At 42.2% G+C, this 22,640-nt stretch carries 25 protein-coding genes; 12 read left to right on the top strand and 13 right to left on the bottom strand.

What is annotated here, in order from left to right:
• Nucleotides 1–362: 362 nt before the first annotated feature.
• From HMPREF9378_RS11810 to HMPREF9378_RS08010, 5 genes are all read right to left on the bottom strand, one after another.
• A complete protein-coding gene (locus tag HMPREF9378_RS11810) occupies nt 363–488 on the bottom strand; it encodes a hypothetical protein (protein ID WP_002902936.1) in 126 nt (41 codons plus the stop codon).
• Between the two features lie 198 nt (nt 489–686).
• Nucleotides 687–1,340 (bottom strand): DNA alkylation repair protein, encoded by a 654-nt coding sequence (locus HMPREF9378_RS07995; protein ID WP_002902937.1) that lies wholly within the window; start codon nt 1,338–1,340, stop codon nt 687–689.
• A gap of 3 nt (nt 1,341–1,343) precedes the next feature.
• On the bottom strand, nt 1,344–1,955 hold the full coding sequence (locus tag HMPREF9378_RS08000; protein WP_002902938.1) for a DUF5052 family protein: 612 nt from the start codon (nt 1,953–1,955) through the stop codon (nt 1,344–1,346).
• The gene (locus HMPREF9378_RS08005; RefSeq protein WP_223330902.1) at nt 1,952–2,485 is read right to left on the bottom strand and encodes a GNAT family N-acetyltransferase; all 534 of its coding nucleotides are present in this window, start codon (nt 2,483–2,485) and stop codon (nt 1,952–1,954) included. Before HMPREF9378_RS08005 ends, HMPREF9378_RS08000 begins: the two co-directional genes overlap by 4 nt.
• A gap of 76 nt (nt 2,486–2,561) precedes the next feature.
• Nucleotides 2,562–4,232: a formate--tetrahydrofolate ligase gene (locus tag HMPREF9378_RS08010; protein ID WP_002902940.1), complete on the bottom strand. Its 1,671-nt coding sequence runs from the start codon at nt 4,230–4,232 to the stop codon at nt 2,562–2,564.
• A gap of 214 nt (nt 4,233–4,446) precedes the next feature.
• Between HMPREF9378_RS08010 and HMPREF9378_RS08015 the strand changes: the two genes are divergently transcribed.
• The 5 genes from HMPREF9378_RS08015 (at nt 4,447) to HMPREF9378_RS08035 (ending at nt 8,674) form a co-directional block, all read left to right on the top strand.
• Nucleotides 4,447–5,130 carry a phosphopantothenate--cysteine ligase gene (locus HMPREF9378_RS08015; protein ID WP_002900321.1) on the top strand — a complete coding sequence of 228 codons (684 nt, stop codon included), beginning with the start codon at nt 4,447–4,449 and terminating at the stop codon, nt 5,128–5,130.
• Between the two features lie 11 nt (nt 5,131–5,141).
• On the top strand, nt 5,142–5,693 hold the full coding sequence (coaC, locus tag HMPREF9378_RS08020) for a phosphopantothenoylcysteine decarboxylase (protein ID WP_032908806.1): 552 nt from the start codon (nt 5,142–5,144) through the stop codon (nt 5,691–5,693).
• Nucleotides 5,677–6,240, top strand: a complete 564-nt coding sequence (locus HMPREF9378_RS08025) for an ECF transporter S component (protein WP_002900319.1) — start codon at nt 5,677–5,679, stop codon at nt 6,238–6,240. The genes coaC and HMPREF9378_RS08025 overlap by 17 nt, the downstream gene beginning before the upstream one ends.
• Before the next feature lie 237 nt (nt 6,241–6,477).
• Nucleotides 6,478–8,196, top strand: a complete 1,719-nt coding sequence (locus HMPREF9378_RS08030; protein ID WP_002900317.1) for a phospho-sugar mutase — start codon at nt 6,478–6,480, stop codon at nt 8,194–8,196.
• 124 nt (nt 8,197–8,320) lie between these two features.
• Entirely contained in the window at nt 8,321–8,674 is a 354-nt protein-coding gene (locus tag HMPREF9378_RS08035) for a thioredoxin domain-containing protein (protein WP_002900316.1), read from the top strand.
• 39 nt (nt 8,675–8,713) lie between these two features.
• On the opposite strand, the gene mutY is transcribed toward HMPREF9378_RS08035, so the two are convergent.
• The 5 genes from mutY to HMPREF9378_RS08060 form a co-directional block, all read right to left on the bottom strand.
• Nucleotides 8,714–9,874, bottom strand: coding sequence for an A/G-specific adenine glycosylase (mutY, locus tag HMPREF9378_RS08040; RefSeq protein WP_002912513.1), 1,161 nt, complete (start codon nt 9,872–9,874; stop codon nt 8,714–8,716).
• A 65-nt stretch (nt 9,875–9,939) separates the two neighbouring features.
• Complete coding sequence (gene pta / locus HMPREF9378_RS08045) at nt 9,940–10,917, bottom strand: phosphate acetyltransferase (RefSeq protein ID WP_002900314.1); 978 nt, start codon at nt 10,915–10,917, stop codon at nt 9,940–9,942.
• 23 nt (nt 10,918–10,940) lie between these two features.
• A complete protein-coding gene (locus HMPREF9378_RS08050; RefSeq protein WP_002913548.1) occupies nt 10,941–11,828 on the bottom strand; it encodes an RluA family pseudouridine synthase in 888 nt (295 codons plus the stop codon).
• Nucleotides 11,825–12,643, bottom strand: coding sequence for an NAD kinase (locus tag HMPREF9378_RS08055; RefSeq protein WP_284431856.1), 819 nt, complete (start codon nt 12,641–12,643; stop codon nt 11,825–11,827). The genes HMPREF9378_RS08050 and HMPREF9378_RS08055 overlap by 4 nt, the downstream gene beginning before the upstream one ends.
• Nucleotides 12,627–13,298, bottom strand: a complete 672-nt coding sequence (locus tag HMPREF9378_RS08060; protein WP_002913546.1) for a GTP pyrophosphokinase — start codon at nt 13,296–13,298, stop codon at nt 12,627–12,629. The genes HMPREF9378_RS08055 and HMPREF9378_RS08060 overlap by 17 nt, the downstream gene beginning before the upstream one ends.
• A 95-nt stretch (nt 13,299–13,393) precedes the next feature.
• Here HMPREF9378_RS08060 and HMPREF9378_RS08065 point away from each other — a divergent pair, with 95 nt between their 5' ends.
• From HMPREF9378_RS08065 to HMPREF9378_RS08095, 7 genes are all read left to right on the top strand, one after another.
• Nucleotides 13,394–13,957 carry a CYTH domain-containing protein gene (locus tag HMPREF9378_RS08065; protein WP_050540605.1) on the top strand — a complete coding sequence of 188 codons (564 nt, stop codon included), beginning with the start codon at nt 13,394–13,396 and terminating at the stop codon, nt 13,955–13,957.
• 136 nt (nt 13,958–14,093) lie between these two features.
• A complete protein-coding gene (locus HMPREF9378_RS08070) occupies nt 14,094–15,050 on the top strand; it encodes a ribose-phosphate diphosphokinase (RefSeq protein ID WP_002913544.1) in 957 nt (318 codons plus the stop codon).
• Nucleotides 15,051–15,060: 10 nt separating this feature from the next.
• Nucleotides 15,061–16,173 carry a cysteine desulfurase family protein gene (locus HMPREF9378_RS08075; RefSeq protein WP_032911145.1) on the top strand — a complete coding sequence of 371 codons (1,113 nt, stop codon included), beginning with the start codon at nt 15,061–15,063 and terminating at the stop codon, nt 16,171–16,173.
• Between the two features lies 1 nt (nt 16,174).
• The gene (locus HMPREF9378_RS08080; RefSeq protein WP_002902952.1) at nt 16,175–16,522 is read left to right on the top strand and encodes a DUF1831 domain-containing protein; all 348 of its coding nucleotides are present in this window, start codon (nt 16,175–16,177) and stop codon (nt 16,520–16,522) included.
• A 122-nt stretch (nt 16,523–16,644) separates the two neighbouring features.
• The gene (locus HMPREF9378_RS08085) at nt 16,645–16,866 is read left to right on the top strand and encodes a DUF4649 family protein (protein ID WP_002900305.1); all 222 of its coding nucleotides are present in this window, start codon (nt 16,645–16,647) and stop codon (nt 16,864–16,866) included.
• A gap of 123 nt (nt 16,867–16,989) precedes the next feature.
• A complete protein-coding gene (locus tag HMPREF9378_RS08090; RefSeq protein ID WP_002900304.1) occupies nt 16,990–17,637 on the top strand; it encodes a redox-sensing transcriptional repressor Rex in 648 nt (215 codons plus the stop codon).
• A 24-nt stretch (nt 17,638–17,661) separates the two neighbouring features.
• Nucleotides 17,662–18,354 (top strand): gamma-glutamyl-gamma-aminobutyrate hydrolase family protein, encoded by a 693-nt coding sequence (locus HMPREF9378_RS08095; protein ID WP_002900303.1) that lies wholly within the window; start codon nt 17,662–17,664, stop codon nt 18,352–18,354.
• Nucleotides 18,355–18,422: 68 nt separating this feature from the next.
• Here the strand turns inward: HMPREF9378_RS08095 and radC are convergent, their stop codons facing one another.
• From radC to gyrA, 3 genes are all read right to left on the bottom strand, one after another.
• Complete coding sequence (gene radC, locus HMPREF9378_RS08100) at nt 18,423–19,106, bottom strand: RadC family protein (protein ID WP_002900302.1); 684 nt, start codon at nt 19,104–19,106, stop codon at nt 18,423–18,425.
• A 120-nt stretch (nt 19,107–19,226) separates the two neighbouring features.
• Nucleotides 19,227–19,982, bottom strand: coding sequence for a class A sortase (locus HMPREF9378_RS08105; protein WP_002912535.1), 756 nt, complete (start codon nt 19,980–19,982; stop codon nt 19,227–19,229).
• Between the two features lie 14 nt (nt 19,983–19,996).
• Nucleotides 19,997–22,456: a DNA gyrase subunit A gene (gyrA, locus tag HMPREF9378_RS08110; RefSeq protein WP_032911143.1), complete on the bottom strand. Its 2,460-nt coding sequence runs from the start codon at nt 22,454–22,456 to the stop codon at nt 19,997–19,999.
• Between the last annotated feature and the right edge of the window lie 184 nt (nt 22,457–22,640).

The following is a 22,640-nucleotide window of genomic DNA, read 5'->3' as shown; positions in this document are numbered from 1 at the left end:
TAACCTCTCTGAATTTTCAAAAAATTTTGTATTGTTAGTATTATACTATTTTTAGGGAAAAATGCAAATATTTCTGAAGAATATAAGTGCGATATTTTGATAAACCACACCAACTCTCATACCTCTCTATGAGAGCTTTCAAGCTTTACAGCTTTTGTTCTCACGAACAAAACTGCATTCCATTGCTCTACAGCTCAACTTCTTCCTGTGGACTCGTTTCGTCAAGAGCAATAGCACTCACGACATAGGCCGTCTCAGCATCAATGTCTCTAAGCTCGGCTGCGACTAATGGTCTTGCCACTCTAAGAGCGCTTTAAAAGTTTATAGTTTTTGTTCTCATGAACAAAACTGCATCCATTGCTCTATGACTTAATTTCCTCCTGCGAACTCGTTTCGTCAAGAGCAATAGCACTCACGACGTCGACCGTCTCAGTATCAATGTCTCTATACTCGGCTTCGACTAACGGTCTTGCCTCTATAAGTGACATAGAAAAATCCCCAATCCGTAGACTGGGGATAAGGGCACTTTCGTGTGATCAGCAGGTTCACACAACTGATCAAGGTCCGCTCCTGCGTTATGACCTCCCATGCTTCAATTTGCAGAAAATCTGCATATCGACTCATCGCACTTATCTATCATAAGCTATCACATAGAAAATGTCAAGACAGACAGATTATTAGAATTTTTATAAATACTTACTTCCCTCTCGAATACTAAGCGCAGCCATTTCCACCCGATACCGTTCTATAAAATCCTTGACCCAGTCTGGATTGGTTTTGGAATAATCTCTCAGCGCCCAGCCGATGGCCTTGTTAATAAAGAATTCTGTTCGGCCTAGATTATTCACTAAAATCTTCTCCAAGAGCTTTGTGTCTGTTTTCTCTTTTCGTAGCAGCTGATGATCGATGGCCAAGCGCCGTAACCAAATATCCTCATCACAACTCCAAGCTACAATAATCTCTTTGGTTTCCGGAAATCGAGCAATGATTGATCCAACCAAGCGATCCAAAAAGTCTATGGTATCCCACCAAGATTTTGTTTGGGCCTGCTTTTTCAAACGTGGCAAGTCAGATGGTGTCAATAGTTTCTTGCGAATCTCCAGATAATCTAGCGCAGTGTACTGCAGTTCTCGATAGGGATTTTTCCAAGCTTCATTTATAAAATTCCAGTCAATGACGGAGTCAGTATGTTGTTTGAAAAAAGCCTTTGTGAGCTTCCGTCTGGCTAGAGTCTTGACTCCTAGAAACTCAAATTTATTTTTCATATAGGCTTTCATAGCCACCGCATCATCTGGGTTAGCTAAAGCTTTTAACTCTTTTACCAATTCCTCCACATTCATATCTTACTCCAGCAATTCACGGTCATAAATAGTGTAGTCGCAGCGGTAAATCACGAGACGTTTGCCGTCAATCAGCAACTCAGAGGTTTTAGGAGCATCGGATTTATCTAGAGAAACACGGTCTCCAGCATAGGCAGCCAACGGAGTGCCGTTTTGAGAGCGAATCAGAACAACCTTTTTCTTTCCGGTAAAGTCGTTTTTAAAGGCTGAAATCATGCGATTTAAAACAGGGACAGAATGGCTATTCTCCTCAACATCCGCAGTCTTCTGATACTGGGCAAAGACATCTTTCAAGCCTTTTTCTTCTGCAATCAAGGAAGAGCCCACATGGTCAATCTCATACTTACCCAAGGTGATTTTGAGCACAGATGAATCTTCCTTGGAATTTCCTTCCGTATCAACTGAATCAAACTCCTCGTTACGCGAAATGGATAGAGACTTGCCCGACATCTGGTCTATGAGTTGGGAATTCTCATCATAGGTGCGAACCGTCATCTCCAACCCCAACCATTCCTCCTTGGCATTTTTAAACCAATTTTCAACGGACTGACAACCCGTCAAGGCCAAAAGGGTAATGCTTAGAAGAGTTATTAATAAATGTTTCTTTTTCATCATTTCCACTCCATTTCTTTTAAAAGTTTAATTGGTCCAGCTTGCTTGTCTAAGGACTTTTGCAGCCAAACAATGTCATGCCAACACTCGAATTTATAGCCAATTTTAGGGAAATGCGCCACCTGCTGGTAGCCCCTTTTTCGATGCAAAGCCAGGCTGGCTTTATTTGGCAGAGAAATACAGGCTAGAAAATGCATATATCCCATCTGATCTAACAGGTCTTCAAGTTCATCATAAAGCTTACTGCCGACTCCTTTTCCTCTAGCATCTTGACTGACATAGACGGACAATTCCACCGCCCAATCATAGGAAGCACGCGCATAATAAGTCGAAGCATAGGCATAGCCTAAAATTAAACCATCTTCTTCCGCTACCAGATAAGGATATTTTTCCAACGTTTTTTCAATCCTATTTGCAAAATCCTCAATAGTCGGTACTTCATATTCAAAAGTGATGGCTGTATTCTCTACATAAGGCGCATAAATAGCAAGCAAGGTCGCAGCGTCTGATGGTGTTGCAAATCTAATGTTCATGTTGTCTCCATATTCTATTCTCATTATTTTCACTATTATACCAGAAAAGGCTCGTAAAGAGCCTTTTAAACCAAGATCAAAATAGTCCAATCGCTGTGCCGTCTGCTGCAACATCCATATTGAGTGCTGCAGGACGTTTTGGCAATCCTGGCATGGTCATGACATCTCCTGTCAAAGCCACGATAAAGCCTGCCCCAAGTTTTGGTACCAATTCACGAATGGTAATTTCAAAGTTTTCTGGCGCTCCAAGAGCAGCAGGATTGTCTGAAAAGCTATACTGTGTTTTGGCCATGCAGATTGGCAGCTTGTCCCAGCCATTTTTGACAATTTCTCGAATCTGAGTCTGCGCTTTTTTCTCAAAGTTCACCTTTGAACCTCGATAGATTTCTTTGACAATTTTCTCAATTTTTTCTTCAATAGAGAGGTCATTGTCATAGAGGCGAGTGTAATGAGCTGGTTCTTCATCAATGGTTTTGACTACAGCCTCAGCCAAAGATACACCACCATCAGCGCCATCAGCCCAGACGCTAGCTAACTCAACGGGCACCTTAATTTCTGCACAAAGTTCCTTAAGCGTAGCAATTTCAGCCTCTGTATCTGAAACAAATTCATTGATGGCTACTACCGCTGGAATACCGAACTTACGAATGTTTTCAACATGACGTTTGAGATTGGCAAAGCCAGCTCTGACCGCCTCAACATTCTCTTCTGTAAGTGCATCCTTAGCTACTCCACCATTCATCTTAAGAGCGCGCAAGGTTGCAACAATCACTACTGCATCTGGAGAAGTTGGTAAGTTTGGAGTTTTAATATCTAAGAATTTTTCAGCACCAAGATCTGCACCAAATCCTGCTTCAGTCACTGTATAATCAGCCAACCGCAGCGCTGTGCTAGTCGCTAAAACAGAGTTACAGCCATGAGCGATATTGGCAAACGGTCCGCCATGAACAAAGGCTGGTGTCCCATAAATAGTCTGAACTAGATTTGGCTTAATCGCATCTTTCAATACTAAAGCCAAGGCTCCTTCTACCTCAAGGTCACGAACATAGACTGGTGAGCGGTCATAGCGATAACCGATGACAATGTTAGCCAAGCGCTTTTTCAAATCTTCAATATCCGTAGCTAGGCAAAGAATCGCCATAATTTCAGAAGCAACCGTGATATCAAAGCCATCTTCGCGTGGAATACCATTAACCGGACTTCCTAAGCCAACGGTCACATGACGAAGAGCCCGATCATTCAGGTCAACCACCCGTTTCCATATAATGCGGCGCTGATCGATTCCCAGGGCATTTCCTTGATGCAAATGATTATCAACGAGAGCTGACAGGGCGTTGTTAGCTGTCGTAATTGCGTGCATGTCTCCAGTAAAATGCAAGTTGATATCTTCCATCGGTAGAACCTGCGCGTGACCGCCACCAGCTGCTCCTCCCTTGATGCCCATCACTGGCCCCAGAGACGGTTCCCGGATAGCAATCATAGTTTTCTTGCCAATTTTATTAAGCGCATCAGCTAGTCCAATGGTAATGGTAGACTTTCCTTCTCCAGCAGGTGTCGGATTGATTGCCGTTACCAAAATCAGTTTGCCAACAGGATTTTTTTCAACCTCATGAATTTTATCAAAGCTGAGCTTAGCCTTGTACTTACCATATAGTTCCAAGTCGTCATAGTTGATGCCAATTTTTTTCACCACATCAACAATAGGCTGCAATTCAACACTTTGAGCAATTTCAATATCTGTTTTCATCAAGAACTCCTCTATCAATTAATATAAAGATTATAACAAAAAAGAGCAAAATCTACATGATTAAACTCTAAATAGATTTTAATGTTCGGGAAAAACAAAAAAACTTGGAAATTTTTGTTCTCTAAACTATAAGATTTTAGAGTCACTTCTCCGCTGTAACACTCTGCAATTAGAATTATTTTACTAAATTTCTTTTTTCTTGTAAAATAGTGCTATGAACATATTGATTACTTCTGGCGGGACCAGCGAGAAAATCGACCGTGTCCGCTCTATTACCAATCATTCAACGGGCCGACTTGGGAAAATCATAGCTGAAACTTTCCTAGACAAGGGCGATCAGGTGACTCTGGTAACGACTCCCAAGGCTGTCCGCCCTGCAGCCCATCCCAATCTTACCATTGTTCAGATTGAAAACGTTGCAGAATTGCTTGAAACCCTTGAGCCACTCGTTCACACACATGATGTACTGATTCATGCAATGGCTGTTTCTGACTATACTCCCGTCTACATGACTGGTTTGGAAGCTGTAGCTGCTAGCTCTGACATGACTGAATTTCTGAATAAGACTAACTCAGAAAGCAAGATTTCTTCTCAGGATGATTCTCAAGTTCTTTTCCTCAAAAAAACACCCAAAATCATCAGCCTAGTAAAGAAATGGAACCCAGACATTCGCTTGATTGGCTTCAAACTTCTAGTTGACGTTTCTAAGGAAGAGTTGCTTGAAACAGCAAGGACCAGCCTCATAAAAAATCAGGCAGAAATCATTGTCGCCAATGATTTGACAGATATTTCTAACCATGTGCACAAAGCCTATCTTGTCAGAAATGATACTGTAACCCTAGCTCAATCCAAAGAAGAAATTGCTCAGCTCCTCTACCTGCATATCCATAGTCCATAAGGAGGTAAATGATGACACAGATTACCTTAGCCGTCAGCGGTAGCATATCAGCTTACAAGGCTGCTGACATCACCAGCCGTCTAAAAAAAGAAAACTTTGAAGTTGCTGTCCTCATGACAGAGGCAGCGACAGAATTTATCACACCGCTGACCCTGCAGGTCTTGTCACAAAGACCAGTTGCAATTGATATTATGCAAGAACCCGACCCTAGCAAGGTCAATCACATTGACATCGCTAAAGAGTCTGACCTCTTTCTGCTTGCGCCTGCAACAGCCAATTCCATCGCTAAACTAGCCAACGGTTTAGCTGATAATATAGTGACTGCTACTGCCCTGGCTCTGCCGCCTCATACCAAGAAAGTTTTGGCTCCAGCTATGAACACTAAGATGTTTGAAAATCCACTAACCCAGCACAATTTGGAGCGTCTACAGCGTTTTGGATGGAAGGTTATCCAACCGCGTGAAGCCGTTCTAGCCTGTGGCGATCAGGGGACAGGTGCTCTAGCTGAAATTGATACGATTATTGATACAGTAAAGGAACTTATTTATGAAAAAACAGTCTAAAATTGCTCAAATTGCTATTTTCTTTGCCATTATGTTGGTACTTCACCTGCTCAGCTCGGTTATTTTCAACTTACTTCCAGTACCGATTAAACCTACGATTATTCACATCCCTGTTATCATTGCCAGTATCCTCTATGGCCCTAAAGTCGGAGCTGTTCTAGGTGGCCTTATGGGATGTATCAGCGTTATCACCAATACCTTGGTGTTGCTGCCGACCAGCTATCTCTTCAGTCCCTTTGTGCCAAATGGAAGCCTCTCTTCGCTTCTTGTTGCCATGGTGCCTCGCATTCTCATCGGTATCACTCCTTATTTCGTATATAAAGCTATGAAAAATAAGGCCGGCTTGATTGTGGCTGGTTCCGTTGGTTCTGCCACTAATACCATCTTCGTCTTGGGCGGTATCTTCTTTCTCTTTGCAAATGTATATCAAGGAGATATCAAAGCACTTCTGGCTGTTATTCTATCAGCAAATTCCATTGCCGAGTTAATCATTTCTGCGATTTTGACAGCAACTATCATTCCTGCGCTTGAAAAAGCCAAAAAATGATGATGATTTAGTTTTCTGGACCAAGCAATGCTTTGGTCTTTTTTTAATCCCGCATTTCAGCTTTCCATCTTGAAATCCTTGAAACAATGCCTCGAAAAGTATTTCATCGTTTTCTAGGTAACCTCTTTCAAAATTAATGAAAATATGCTACAATGTAAGCGATTAAGAAAATTTAAGAGCAGGATTTTTTACTAAAATTTCCATCTCTTCATTTTAAAAATAAAGGAGACTCCACCTATGACTTATCAAGATAACTTCAAAAAATGGCTTGATTATGCTGAACTTCCTGACTATCTTCGCCAAGACTTGAACAGTATGGACGAAAAAACTAAGGAAGATGCCTTTTACACCAATCTTGAGTTTGGTACTGCTGGTATGCGTGGTTTGATTGGCGCTGGTACCAACCGTATTAATATTTATGTTGTCCGTCAGGCAACCGAAGGTTTGGCTCGCTTGATTGAAGAAAAAGGTGATGAGTTCAAAAAACGCGGTGTTGCGATTGCTTACGACTCCCGTCATTTCTCACCAGAATTTGCCTTTGAATCTGCTGCTGTTTTAGCTAAACACGGCATCAAGTCCTATGTCTTTGAAAGTCTGCGCCCAACTCCAGAGCTTTCATTTGCAGTGCGTCATCTGGGAACTTTTGCTGGTATCATGATTACGGCCAGCCACAACCCTGCTCCATTTAACGGCTACAAGGTATATGGTGAAGACGGCGGACAAATGCCTCCGCATGATGCAGATGCATTGACTGACTACATCCGTGCTATTGAAAATCCTTTTGCTATTGAGGTCGCTGATGTTGAAGCTGAAAAAGCTTCTGGCTTGATTGAAGTGATTGGCGATGCTATTGATGCTGAATACCTCAAGGAAGTTAAAGATGTCAATATCAACCAAAAACTGATTGATGAATACGGCAAAGACATGAAGATTGTCTATACTCCGTTGCACGGTACTGGTGAAATGCTGGCTCGTCGCGCTTTGGCTCAAGCTGGATTTGATTCTGTAGAAGTTGTTGAAGCTCAAGCTGTAGCTGATCCTGACTTCTCTACTGTTAAGTCTCCAAACCCTGAAAGCCAAGCAGCCTTTGCCTTGGCTGAAGAATTAGGACGTAAAGTTGGTGCAGATGTCTTGGTCGCAACTGACCCAGATGCTGACCGTGTCGGTGTAGAAGTTCTGCAAAAAGACGGCAGCTATCTCAATCTTTCAGGTAACCAAATCGGAGCCATCATGGCTAAGTACATCTTGGAAGCTCATAAGAGCGCTGGAACTCTGCCAGCTAACGCAGCTCTCTGCAAGTCTATAGTTTCTACTGACTTGGTGACTAAGATTGCTGAAAGCTATGGCGCAACCATGTTCAATGTCTTGACTGGTTTCAAATTTATCGCTGAAAAGATTCAAGAATTCGAAGAAAAGCACAACCACACCTACATGATGGGATTTGAAGAAAGCTTCGGCTATCTGATTAAGCCATTTGTGCGTGATAAAGACGCTATCCAAGCTGTTTTGGTTGTAGCTGAGCTAGCTGCCTACTACCGCTCACGTGGCTTGACTCTGGCTGACGGTATTGAAGAAATCTACAAAGAGTACGGTTACTTTGCTGAAAAGACTATTTCTGTAACCCTGTCTGGTGTTGATGGAGCTGAGCAAATCAAGGCTATCATGGCTAAGTTCCGTGACAATGGTCCTAAAGAATTCAACGCTACTGCTATTTCTGTTACTGAAGACTTTAAGGCGCAGACTTCTACCGCCGCAGACGGTACTGTTACAGCTCTGACAACTCCTCCAAGCGATGTGCTGAAATACACCTTGGCTGATGGTTCATGGATTGCTGTCCGTCCATCTGGAACAGAACCAAAAATCAAGTTCTACATTGCCGTTGTTGGTGACAGTAATGAAGACGCTCAAGCAAAAATTGCTGCTATTGAAGCAGAGATTAATGCCTTTATCAAGTAAAATGCCACTATCAACCAATCAACCAGAGGATGAAATTCACATTCTCTGGTTTTTCGTTTCCAAATCAAGCATTTTTCTGATTTTTATGGCATACTAGTTTTATCAAAAGAAATGAGGATTATTTATGGAACAATTTGCTCAAAATATTAAAGACCTTGAAATCACAACTGTTGACCGTGCTCGTCAAGCTATTGCTGACAAAGAGACTGCAGCTTTCTTCGTCGGTCGCAAAACTTGCCCTTACTGCCGTAAATTCGCTGATACTCTCGCTGGCGTGGTCGCTGATACCAAGGCGCATATTTTCTTTATCAATAGCGAAGAAGCCAGCGAATTAGAGAAACTGCAAGCATTCCGCTCTGAATACAGCATTCCGACAGTTCCAGGTTTTGTTCATGTTCAAGACGGCCAAGTATCTGTTCGTTGTGATTCTTCTATGACTGCAGATGAGATTAAAGCTTTTGCAAACTTACAAAATTGATTCAATTCAAAAATCTGAGACCAATTAGTCTCAGATTTTTTATTTATTTCTAGCTTCCTGAAAAGCCTCCCACATCTTCTGCTGGGGTTTGGCAAAGGGGTAATTGCCAAAATCTTCTGGATGAAGCCACAAGACCTCTCCATCAGCTGCGATCTGGCTATCCTTAACTCGGCCATAAGCCAGCTGGATATGCCACTTGCGATGACTGAAAACATGTTGCACTTTTGAAAAGGACTGCTGCTGCCAATCAACAATCAAATCATAATCCTGCTCAAAGCTTTCTTGAGGAGACAAGTCCAGACTTGGCTGATTTTCTGCCACCTCAAAGAGCGACATTTGATTTTCAGTTTGAAATTCCTCGACTTCAATCAAGGGAAAATGCCAAAAGCCTGATAACAAACCAGCAGCCTCATTCTTTTCAAGCAAGAATTGTCCCTGTTCGTTTTCGATAATCAAGCCTTGCAGATAGACTGGAACTGGCCTCTTTTTAGGTGCTTTGATTGGATATTTATCCATAGTTCCATGCAAATAAGCTGCGCTGAACTCTTTTACAGGACTGTCTTCTGGATGAGGATTAACAGGAGCTTCGATATCTGAGCCCAGATCCATCAGTGCTTGATTGAAATCTCCAGGTCTGTCTGGATCAATCAAAATCTCCATCATAGCCTGAAAGACCTTACGATTGCTAGGTTGACCAATATCTAAATCAACTTCAAACAATCGACTCAGCACCCGCATGACATTGCCATCTACCGCAGGCTCAGCTAGGCCAAAGGCAATACTAGCAATGGCACCAGCTGTATAAGGTCCAATCCCTTTGAGGCTAGCAATTCCTCCATAGCTATCAGGAAATTTTCCAGCGAAATCCGTCATTATCTGCTGGGCCGATTTTTGCATATTTCGCACCCGCGAATAATAGCCCAACCCTTCCCAAGCCTTGAGCAGTCTATCCTCTGGCGCCTGAGCTAAATCAGCTACAGTCGGAAACCAGTCAAGAAAGCGCTCATAGTAAGGAATCACCGTATCCACCCGAGTCTGCTGCAGCATAATCTCAGAAACCCAGATATGATAAGGATTATTTGTTCTGCGCCAAGGCAGGTCACGTTTGTTTTCATCATACCAAGTTAATAATTTCTCGCGAAAAGAGGCGATTTTATTTGCCTCCCACATCTCAATTCCGTATTTTTTCAAATCTAACATAAATCTAGTATAGCATAAGGCAAGAAAAATAGGAGAGCTTATGCCCTCCAATCATTTCCTATCGTTTAATAATGACCTACTGCCTGACTAGCTGTAATCAAAGTCAGCTTATAAACATCATCCGCATTACAGCCTCGAGAAAGGTCATTAACTGGGTGGTTTAGTCCTTGCAGGATAGGACCTACCGCTGAAAAGCCACCCAAACGCTCTGCCATTTTGTAGCTGATATTTCCAGCTTCGATACTTGGAAAGACAAAGACAGTCGCTTGACCAGCTACCGGGCTGCCAGGCGCTTTCAACTCTGCTGTTGCAGGAACGAAAGCTGCATCAAACTGTAATTCACCATCGATAGCTAAGTCTGGACGCATTTCCTGAGCCAACTTAGTCGCCTCCACTACCTTATCAACCTTTTCACCGAATCCAGATCCTTTGGTCGAATAGCTGAGCATAGCAACTTTTGGATCGATACCAAAAATCTGCGCTGTTAGGGCTGAGTTAACAGCAATCTCCGCCAAAACATTAGCATCTGGATCGATATTGATGGCACAGTCACTGAAAATGTAGCGTTCGTCATCGCGCACCATGAGGAAGGCTCCTGAAGTACGAGAGACCCAAGGCAGGGTCTTGATGATTTGAAGAGCTGGCCGAACAGTCGCTGCTGTAGAGTGGATTGCTCCTGAAACCATCCCTTGAACCTTGCCAAGATAAACCAACATGACCCCAAAGTAGTTGACATCTTCCTTGAGCAACTGACGTGCTTCATCTGCAGTGATTTTCCCTTTTCGACGCTCAACGAATGCTTCTACCAGTTCCTCAAAGCAAGAACAGTTTGAAGGATCAATAACCTGATATCCTTCTTTTACTCCCTCAATTTCTAGATAAATACGGATTTTATCAGGATTACCCAAAAGAACTGGTGTAATATCAGTTTCTTTCACCAAACGTTTAGTTGCTTGCAAAATCCGTGGCTCTTCACCCTCCGGCAAGACAATTTTTACTTCCTTATCTTTCAAAGCTTCACGAATTGAATCAAAAATTTTCATGTCTCTTAAAACTCCTTTATCTCTTATTCTTTTAATTTCTCAATAACTTGTTTAAAATCTTCTGGCAAAGGACTGGCACGCTCAACTTCCTGTCCGCTAAATGGGTTATAAAATTTCAAAGAATGACAATGTAAAGCCTGACGCTCTATTCCGTATTCCAAACTCCCTCCATAAAGGTCGTCACCCAAAAGCGGAAAGCCAATATGTGAAAAATGAACACGGATTTGATGAGTCCTCCCAGTATGCAGATGAATATCCACCAGATAGACATCTCCAATTCGCTCTATGACCTTGTAACTGGTATGGGCGTACTTACCATCCTCTGTCACGCGCCTCGTAATGATACTCTCAGGATTGCGTCCAATCGGAGCAATAATCTCACCTTGCTCTTCTAAGTCACCAGTCCCCCGAACTAGAGCGTAATAGCGCTTTTCTATCAGCTTCTTCTGCAACTGTTTGTCCAATCTGGCATGAGCATAGCCATGCTTGGCAAAGAGCATGAGCCCACTTGTATCCTTATCCAGACGCGTCACGATATGCACCTGCTGGTTTTCATAGCCCTGACGAATATAGTAAGCCTTGACGAAATTAGCCATAGTATTGGAATGGTTAACACTGGGAATACTAGCCACCCCTGCCGGCTTATCCAAAACCAAGAAATGCTCATCTTCATAGATGACAGACAAGTCCTTATCAACAGCCTTCAGACTCTCAAATCCCTTTTCAGACGGGATATCAATCGTCACCCTATCGCCAATATCCAAGAGATAAACAGCGTTCTGAGGTTGATGGTTGACGAGAATGTTTCCGCCGGAAAATTTTATCTTAGCCAAGAGGCCTTTGGAAATTTCGTGTCGCTTCAAAAAAGTCTTTACCTTGACATGCTCATCAGCAATAAACTCAAACCTCATTCCTGGCACTCTCCAATAAAGGAGTCTCTGACACGATTCCAAAAGCTGGTATGGCTTGGCGAAGCCACAAAATGTATCTTGTGATTGTCAATCTGATACTCAATGCGAACAATGTTTTTGAAAGAGAAAGTCTGATTATCGACCGCAATAGTATGATAGTCACTGCGGGTCGGCACTAACTCAATCTTATCCTTTTTAGGAACAATGACCGAAGATCCTAAAGTCCGATAAACCCGATTGTTGAGACTGGCAATTTCTGTCACTTGCAAGGCTTCAATCGTCGGATGTAATACTGCTCCGCCCAGAGATTTGTTATAGGCTGTGCTGCCTGTCGGAGTAGAAACGGAAATCCCATCTCCTCGGAAACGCTCGAAATGAACCCGATTGATAATGACATCAGCTACCATAGTCCGATCCGAACGCTTGATTGTTGCTTCGTTTAAAGCACGAATGGTGCGTGTATCACCATTTTCAAAAGTAATTTTCACATTTAAAATTGGATAAGAAACCTGAGCACCAGTATCCAGTTTAAGATTTTCGACTAGCTTATCCAATTCAAAATCACGGTAGTCCGTATAGAAGCCGAGATGTCCTGTATGCACACCAACAAAGCGGACCCGATCCAGCTGTTCTTCATACATATGAAAAGCTGATAGCAGCATGCCGTCACCGCCTACCGAAATCACGATGTCGGGATTCTTAGGAGTTAAAATAAAGCCATTCTGTTTAAGCTTCTGCTTTAAATCTTGATAAACTTGTTCGCTCTGTCTTTTCCGATTGCGGATAATCGCTATTTTTTTATCTGTATTCTTCATCTGTATCATCACTATTTCCTACACCGTCATTTAACTTACGGTGAAGAGGATCAAAAAGAGCCTGCGCCTCTTGGATAGCATCACGGATTTCTCCCATCTCCTCATCCAGCTGATAGGCAAGATTAGCTGTCGTTTCCAAGCGACATTTGATTTCCTCGGGAAATTCTCCTTTATACTTGTAATTCAAAGAATGCTCAATCGTAGCCCAAAAATTCATCGAAAGGGTGCGAATCTGAATCTCAGCCAGAATAAGCCTATGACCATTAATCGTATCAACTGGATACTCTACAATCACATGGTAGCTCCGATAGCCACTGGCTTTTTTGTTTTTGATGTAATCCCGCTCTTGAATAATCCGCATATCAGTCCGATTTCGCAAGACTTCTAAAACTTCATCCACATCATCGACAAATTGAACCATGACCCGTAAGCCTGCAATATCCTGCATCTCCTGCTCAATATTTTCCTCGCGAATACCTCGCAGAATCATCTTTTCTTTAATGCTCTCAATCGGCTTGACACGTCCGGTCACAAACTCAATCGAAGAATGGCGCTGCTGCTTACGGTATTGCTTTCGCACCCCACGCAACTTAATTTTCAGCTCTCCAACTGCTTGAATATAGGGGTCTAAAAACTCTTCCCATTCTATTGTCATACACTTACCTTGTCATATCATTATTTTTTGTATAAAATAAACACAACTGTTATTATAACATAAATCGCTTTCAAAAAAAAGAAAAGGATATGAAAATGAATCACTTAGAAATTGAATTCAAAACCATGCTGACAAAAGAAAAGCACGACCGTCTGCTCCAGTTTTTTGCTGATATTTCGCCTATTAGCCAAACCAACCACTACATCGATTCAGATCAGCAAAGTATTCGACACGCCCATATGGCTTTTCGAGTACGAACTTTTAACCATCGCGAAGCTGAGCTGACGCTCAAGATTCCTCAAGAAGTCGGAGCCTTGGAACTTAATCAGAACCTGACACCAGAAGAAACTGAAAATATTTTGCAGAACAATGAATTTCCTACGGGAGAGATTTTAGAAACACTGCTTCAAAAAGAAATTCCTATCCAAGACTTGAAGATTCTAGGCTCTCTAGAGACTATCCGCTATGAAAAAGAAGACGAAATTGGCCTCCTTGCTCTGGATGAGAGTCACTACTTGGACAAAAAAGACTTCGAACTCGAAGTCGAAGTTGAAGATTTCGAAAAAGGAAAAGAAAATTTCCTCAACTTCCTAAAACAGCACAAGATCGACTACAAACCTGGTAAGAGCAAGATAGCAAGATTTTCTGAAAACTTGTAAATCAACGACCACAAAATAGCTGAAATAATCTAATTTTTTTGGTAAAATAAAAGGTAGCAATCTAAAGACTATTGAAATCTAAATTTCATGGAGCATTAGATTATAGAAATGACACAAAAAGAGGACGGTCCAACTCATGTCAGATAAAAAAAATATGAAGCTTTTTTCCCTCAACTCCAATCATTCCATAGCTGAAAAAATCGCTGAGGCTGCTGGGGTTCCTTTGGGAAAACTTTCCTCCCGCCAATTCTCGGACGGCGAGATTCAGATTAACATTGAAGAAAGCGTTCGTGGCTATAATATTTACATCATTCAGTCTACTAGCTTCCCTGTCAATAATCACTTGATGGAGCTCTTGATTATGGTGGATGCCTGCAAGCGTGCCAGTGCCAATACGATTAATGTTGTGATGCCTTATTTTGGATATGCCCGTCAGGATCGGACTGCTGCTCCTCGCGAGCCAATCACAGCTAAACTGGTTGCCAATATGCTTGTCGGTGCTGGAGTGGATCGCGTGATTTCTCTGGATCTTCATGCCGTGCAGGTCCAAGGATTCTTTGATATCCCAGTAGATAACCTCTTCACTATCCCACTCTTTGCCAAACACTACTGCAACATGGGCCTTACTGGCGATGATGTCGTTGTCGTCAGCCCTAAAAACTCTGGTGTAAAACGCGCCCGCAATTTGGCTGAATATCTGGATGCCCCTATCGCTATCATTGATTATGGCGAAGATGAGGCGGGTCGCTCCGAGGGCTATATTATCGGAGATGTCGAAGGTAAGAAAGCTATTCTAATCGACGACATTTTAAATACCGGTCGGACTTTCTCTGAAGCAGCTAAAATTGTCTGTCGCGAAGGCGCAGTCGAAATCTATGCTGTATCTAGTCATGGTCTCTTTGCGGATAAAGCTGCGGAATTGCTGGATGATTCTCCTATCAGGGAAATTCTTGTGACTGACTCTGTTGATACCAAAGAAAAAACACCTAAGAATCTCCACTATATTACAGCTAGTGAACTGATTGGTGATGCTATTGTCCGCATTCAAGAGAGAAAACCAGTCAGTCCACTCTTTGCCTATCAAAAGAAATAAGGTAACCGGAGTGATTTATTTAGATAATGCCGCTACAACTGCTTTGTCGCCCGCTGCAATTCAAGCAATGACCAAGACGATGACTGTCTTTGGGAATCCTTCCAGTACGCATAGCTATGGCCGAGAGGCTAGTAAACTGCTCAGACAGGCGCGTGAGGATGTTGCTCAATCTCTGCATACTCAAAGCAATAAGATTCTTTTTACGTCAGGCGGCACTGAAAGCAATAATACTGTTATCAAAGGCTATGCCCTTCGTCACCAGAACCAAGGGAAGCATATTGTTACCACTGCTATTGAGCACCATGCCGTCTTGGAAGTGGTAGAGTACTTAGTAGATAAATTCGGCTTCGAAGCTACTTTTGTTCAGCCGGTGGATGGTCAGATTCGAGCAGAGGATATTAAGAAGGCTCTTAGGCCTGACACTATTCTTGTATCTGCCATGGCGGTTAATAACGAGACGGGTGCCATGCTCCCCATTAAGGAAATTGGTGAATTACTACAAGAACATCCTGCTGCTTTTCACGTTGATGCTGTTCAAGCAATTGGTAAACTTCCCATCTACCCAGACGAGCTAGGGATTGACTTCCTCTCTGCATCAGCACATAAGTTTCATGGTCCCAAAGGCGTTGGCTTCCTTTATGCCGAGAAGATGGATTTTGACAATTTCATGCATGGTGGTGACCAGGAAGAAAAACACCGGGCCGGAACTGAAAATCTAATCTCTATCACAGGCATGGCGGCAACTCTGTCAGAGAGCATGGAACATCTAGAGGAAAATCTAGAGCGTGCGCAAGACTTAAAAAACAGCTTACTTGCTGACTTATCGGACATTGACTTTTACTTAAATGAAAGCCAGCCCAGCTTGCCTTATGTCATCAATTTGGGATTTCCTAATCAAAAAAATGACCTGCTTCTGCTTCAAATGGATTTAAATGGATTTTCCATTTCAACAGGCTCAGCCTGCACAGCCGGAGCTATACAACCTAGTCATGTCTTGCAGGCTATGTACGGCAAGGATTCCAACCGCTTGCATGAGTCTATTCGAATCAGTACTTCGGACCAAACGACCCTGCAAGAGATTCAATCATTTACAAAGAAATTAAAAGAAATTTTAGGAGGATAAGATGGCCTTTCAAACATCTGTTAGCTTAGCAAACTGTGAATATACCTATTCACTTCACCCAAATGTCAAGAAATTCACCTTGCGCGACAATACTTTCGCTGAAAGCAAGGTTGGCAACTATGAACTCTCTCGTCTGTTGGAATCTGTACCCAATAGCGGAAATGGTTTTCTGCTGAAAATCATCGTCAATAAAGATTTGAATGGTTTCAAAATCAACATCACTGACAAATCAGGCCTGCGCTTGGTCAATATTTTCAAATCAGAAGACCATCACATTATCCAGCAAAAATTTTATTTCTTGATGGATAGCTTGGTTGAAAGAAATATTTTTGAAAAGACACCACAATAAGCAAGATTCTCGCAATTTTGCTTTTTTGATTTAGACTCTTTAAAAAACCAAACAAGCTTGACTTCTGCTTAGAACTCTTGAAAATATCAAATGACTAATCGAACCAAAGGAAAGGATTAACGATGGTTGAACTGACCTATTTGGACTCATATAAGGTAAAACGAACACTTACCTATGAAGATTTCGATGAATTTCTTCTAGCCTTCTCTGGCTGCGTTACGGTTCCTGACTCGCTCAAGGTGCTTTCTGTTACGTATAAGGGACACCAGCTGCCTTTTGCAGGGCTAATTGGAGACTTGTACCGCCAGATGTACCAGTTGGACTTAACTCCCTATCAGGACTAATCCTTCGCAACTGCAACATAACTTAAACGTTAACTCTTTTCTTTTTTAGTGCATTAAACATCCTTAATTAGTTGATTTTTTCACAAACTTCCTATAAAATAGAATTAGAAAGGTTGTGATTTTGTGAAAACTGAAAAAAATACTACAATTCCCCGAGCTACTGCTAAAAGGCTTTCGCTCTACTATCGTATTTTTAAACGTTTTAATGCTGAGAAGATCGAAAAAGCCAACTCCAAGCAAATCGCTGAAGCCATTGGTATTGACTCTGCTACTGTCAGACGAGATTTTTCTTATTTCGGTGAGCTTGGCCGCAGAGGATTTGGTTATGATGTCAAGAAATTGATGAACTTTTTTGCTGACCTCTTAAACGACAATGCTATTACCAATGTCATGATTGTTGGTGTTGGTAATATGGGGCGGGCTCTGCTGCACTATCGTTTTCATGAGCGCAATAAAATGAAGGTTGTAATGGCTTTTGACACAGATGACCATCCAGAAGTTGGCAGCACAACCAGCGATGGGATTCCTATCTATGGAATTTCCCAAATCAAAGAAAAAATACAGTCAGGAAATGTGCAAACTGCCATCCTAACTGTACCTAGCGTAAAAGCTCAAGAAGTCGCATCTATCTTAGTTCAGGCTGGTGTCAAGGGCATTCTCTGTTTCTCACCTGTAAACCTATCCCTGCCTAAGGATGTGGTCGTCCAGTATGTTGACCTGACTAGCGAACTGCAGACTTTGCTCTACTTCATGAGAAAAAATGATTATTAATTTGAAAGAGGTATTAAACACTCTATGAGTAAACCTATTATTGGAATAACCGGAAATGAAAGAGAAATCCCAGACGATCACTTCATCCATATGAGCTATACAGCGACAGGATTCGTTGAGGGTGTCAAAGAAGTTGGCGGAATTCCAATGATTTTGCCAATCGGTGATGAAGAAATGGCTAAACAGTATGTTTCCATTGTCGATAAATTAATCATCACAGGAGGTCAAAATGTATGCCCTCAATTCTATGGTGAAGAGAAAACCATTGACAGCGATGATTATTTACTCAAGCGAGACATTTTTGAGTTAGCTTTAATCAAGGAAGCTCGCCGCCAAAATAAACCAATCTTCACTGTCTGCCGCGGAACCCAACTTTATAATGTCGCTTTAGGCGGTACGCTTCATCAAGATATTGAAGATCATTGGCAAGATAGCTCTGCTGAGTACACAACCCAAAGCATGGTGACCAAGAATGGTTCTATTCTGCACGAAATCTATGGACCAGCATCTGAAATCAACTCCTTCCACCACCAAAGTATCAAGGATTTAGCGGCTGGCCTAGAAGTCATCGCCTATGATCCGCGCGATAAGATCATTGAAGCCATCACCTCTACTGACGGCAGTCCTTTCCTTGGCGTCCAATGGCACCCAGAGTTCTTGTTCGGCTCCAGAGAAGGAGACTTAGCTCTGTTTGATTATGTTGTCAATATTCTTTAAAAGCTTCTATTCCTAGATAAACTTCTGTTCTACACGAATAGAAGTTTTTTATATTCAAGTAAATCAAATTATATCATATCTGTCTCTTCTCGGTAGCTATAGTAGTTGGACTTAGACACAATCAAATGATCCAAAAGAACCAAGCCCATCATCTCACATGCTTCTTTCATATGCTGGGTCACCTCATCATCATTCCTGCTGGGAACGACTGAGCCTGATGGATGATTGTGTACCAGTATGATAGATGTCGCCAGATGCTTAAGAGCGTAGTGGAGAATCTCTCTCGGCTCTGCAATGCTTCTGCTGACTGTCCCCATAAAAATAGTCTGCTGGTGCAAAATTTGATTTTGACTATTAAGATAAATAGCAACCAAGCACTCCTGCCTCATATCTCCAAGTTCTTGCTGCATTTTCTGTGCTAACTTTTGACTGCCCATAATCTGCTCTTTCTGCAGAACCTCTGCTCGATTAATCCGACGACCTAATTCGATAATGGCCTGTAGCTCCACAGCCTTAATCGGACCGATTCCAGAAATAGTCTGCAATTCCTGCAAAGTTAAATACTTGAGATCGTTCAAACTAGAAATAGATGATAAAATTCTCTGAGAAACTTGAAAAACAGTTTCTTTTTTGTTCCCTGTTCTGAGAAAGATTGATAGGAGCTCCTGGTTACTGAGTTTTTCAGCCCCCTCTCTCATCAATCGCTCCCGCGGCATCATACTAATATCATCTTGAAATGAAATGCTATACATAGAAACCTCCTTACCTTATAATTCGGAAAAAGAGTCAAAATCAGCAAGAATTGATATAAAAAAACTCCAAAAATTAGAGTTCTTCCTAACCTTTGGAGTGAATTTTTTTAGTTTTCGTCTTTAAATCTGCATTTGGTTATAAGACTTACTGAAAGATTCAATAACTTCCTTAGGAGCCTTGTCATACTCGACAGAGCCTTCTAACGTTCCCTTGACAATAGTCCGGTTGGTTGCCGCGGCATCCTCACAAGTAACTAAAGTAATCTCTGTAACGCCTTCAGTATCCTCAATCAGATCCGTTCGATCTGGAGTTACCGTTTCAACACTGGTGATTACATAAGTATAGACTTGCTCTTTATCGGTGATATAGATTTTCATACCAGCCTTAGCACGATCCAGTGGGGAAAAGAGCATGTTACTAGCCCCTGTGATGCCAAAGACGTGGTGGCTAGCCAAGGCGTAATTTCCCTGTCCCATCTGCTGAGTCTCTTTCATCGTACCAGCACCATAATACAATCCAGCATTATCCAGCCCTTTGAAGATCGGCAAATTCATGGATACTTCTGGAATTGAGATACCTCCGATAACAGGCAGCTTCTGGGCTTTCCACTGAGCATTGATAACTGCTTCTGTAGAAAGCGACTCTACCTTATTAAAATCAAAGCTAGTCTCAGCATTTTTATTTTTATTAATAGAGTCTTTGGAAACCTTGCTGACCTGATATTGGTTGGTATGCCAAACCATAATCATGTTTCGGATTTGCGCATTAAAGATTAAGCCTAGGGCCACAAAAATTAATAATGTCGCAACAATATTGATAAAAATATTTCTTTTACTTTTTTGTTTTCTTTTTCGACTTCTTTTTCCTTGTACCATATAGAGGTCCTCTTTTACGATTCGTTTTCTTCCTCTGCTACATCTTCTTTATCGTCTGCTTCGACGCTTGTAAAGGTGACAATTTGTGCATTTTGGTCCAGACGCATGACCTTAACACCCATAGTTGAGCGGCCTGTCTGAGAAATATTAGCCACACTGGTCCGAATGATGACGCCTGTATTAGTGATAATCATCAAATCTTCCTCTCCAGTAACAGTCATCAGACCAGCGAGAGGTCCATTCTTATCAGTGATATTGGCTGTTTTAATCCCTTTACCACCACGGCCCTTGGTTGGATACTCACTAGCAAGAGTTCGCTTACCATAGCCTTTTTCGGTGATGACAAGCACTTCGTCTCCCTCAGCAATCACACCAGCTCCAACGACCTGGTCACCATCTCGAAGATTAACTCCGCGAACACCAGTCGCTATACGGCTCATGCTCCGGACAGCTGTCTCATTGAAGCGGACAGAATAACCAAACTTAGTACCAATGATAACATCTGCAGCGCCGTCCGTCAGAAAGACATTGATTAACTCGTCTTCATCTTTCAAATTCAAAGCCTTAAGACCGTTCTGACGAATATTAGCAAATTCTGTCACACTGGTCCGTTTGACCACCCCATGACGGGTAGTAAAGAAGAGATAGGAATCATCACTTCGGTCTTGCTGAACATTTATGATAGTCTGAATAGTCTCTCCTTCATCAAGCTTCAAGAGATTGACTACTGGCAAGCCCTTGGCTGTCCGACCGTACTCAGGAATTTCATATCCTTTGAGACGATAAACTCGACCTTTATTTGTAAAGAAGAGCAGTCTATCATGGGTGCTTGTTGAAACCAGCTCTTTGACGAAGTCATCATCTTTGACACCAGTTCCTTGAACACCGCGGCCCCCGCGTTTCTGAGCAGTGAATTCAGCCTGATTCAGACGTTTGATATAACCTTTATTAGACAGGGTAATCAAAACATCCGCTTCCTCAATCAAATCTTCATCTTCAAGAGAAAGAACTTCTCCCACCATCAGCTCAGTACGGCGGTCATCCGCAAATTTACGCTTGACCTCATCTAACTCTTCCTTGATAATAGCGATAACGCGCTCTGGCTTAGCCAAAATATCAGCCAGGTCTGCAATCAAGGCAATCAGCTCATCGTATTCTGACTGGATCTTATCACGTTCCAAACCAGTCAGACGGCGCAGACGCATATCGAGGATAGCCTGACTCTGGCGCTCAGACAGCTCAAACTTAGCCATCAATTCAGCCTGTGCTTCTGCGTCTGTCTCGCTATTACGGATAATGCGAATCACTTCATCAATATGATCCAATGCAATCAGCAAACCAGCCAAGATATGAGCTCGAGCTTCTGCCTTTTCTTTATCGAAGACAGTCCGTCGAGTCACCACTTCTTTTTGGTGCTCAATGTAGGCCAACAAAATCTCACGCAGAGACAGAATCTTCGGCACACCATTTTGAATAGCCAGCATATTGAAGCTGAAATTGGTCTGCATCTGAGTCAGCTTGAAAAGGTTATTTAGAATGACATGAGCAGAGGCATCACGACGTACCTCAATGACAAAACGGACCCCTTCACGGTTGGACTCATCACGAACAGCTGTGATACCGTCAATACGTTTTTCCTGCACCAGACGAACAATATGCTCATGGACCTTGGTCTTATTAACCATGTATGGAAACTCGGTTACGACAATTCGCTCTCGGCCATTTTTCATCTCTTCGATTTCAGTGCGAGAGCGAAGAACAATCGAACCCTTCCCTGTTTCATAAGCCCGGTGAATACCAGACTTACCCATAACAAGTGCACCTGTAGGAAAATCTGGTCCAGGAAGGACTTCCATGATATCGCGAGTTGTTGCATCCGGATTGTCCATGACAAGCTTAACTGCATCAATAGACTCACCAAGATTATGAGGTGGGATATTGGTCGCCATCCCAACTGCAATCCCTGTCGCACCATTTACAAGTAAGTTAGGGAAGCGAGCAGGAAGAACTACAGGCTCTCTCTCGCTGGCATCATAGTTGTCAATATAATCAACAGTGTTTTTATTAATATCACGAAGCATCTCAAGAGCAATCTTGCTCATACGTGCTTCTGTATAACGTTGAGCAGCAGCCCCGTCTCCGTCCATAGAACCGAAGTTTCCATGGCCATCTACAAGCATATAGCGATAGCTCCACCATTGAGCCATCCGCACCATCGCTTCATAAATAGAAGAGTCACCATGCGGGTGATACTTACCCATGACATCCCCTGTGATACGAGCTGATTTCTTGTGAGGCTTCTCAGGTGTCACGCCCAGCTCATTCATACCATAGAGAATCCGACGGTGAACTGGCTTTAGACCATCACGAACATCTGGAAGTGCCCGAGCCACGATAACGCTCATCGCGTAATCAATGAAACTAGTCTTCATTTCACTAGTCAGATTAACATTTACTAAGTTTCTGTCTTGCATTAAAAAATGCCTTTCTTTCATATTAAACTACCCTTTATTATACCACATTTTCTTTAATTTTTCAGTATTTTGAACCGTTTGTAAAAACGTTTACATCGCTAGATATACAAGTTGACCGTGACAAAATATGTCAAAAGTGGTAGAATGAATGTGTACGGGAAAACTTCCCTAAAAAAATAAGGAG

The sequence above is a fragment of the Streptococcus sanguinis SK1 = NCTC 7863 genome (genome assembly GCF_000194945.1).
Taxonomy (GTDB): domain Bacteria; phylum Bacillota; class Bacilli; order Lactobacillales; family Streptococcaceae; genus Streptococcus; species Streptococcus sanguinis.
This window is presented reverse-complemented; position numbering and strand designations above follow the sequence as displayed.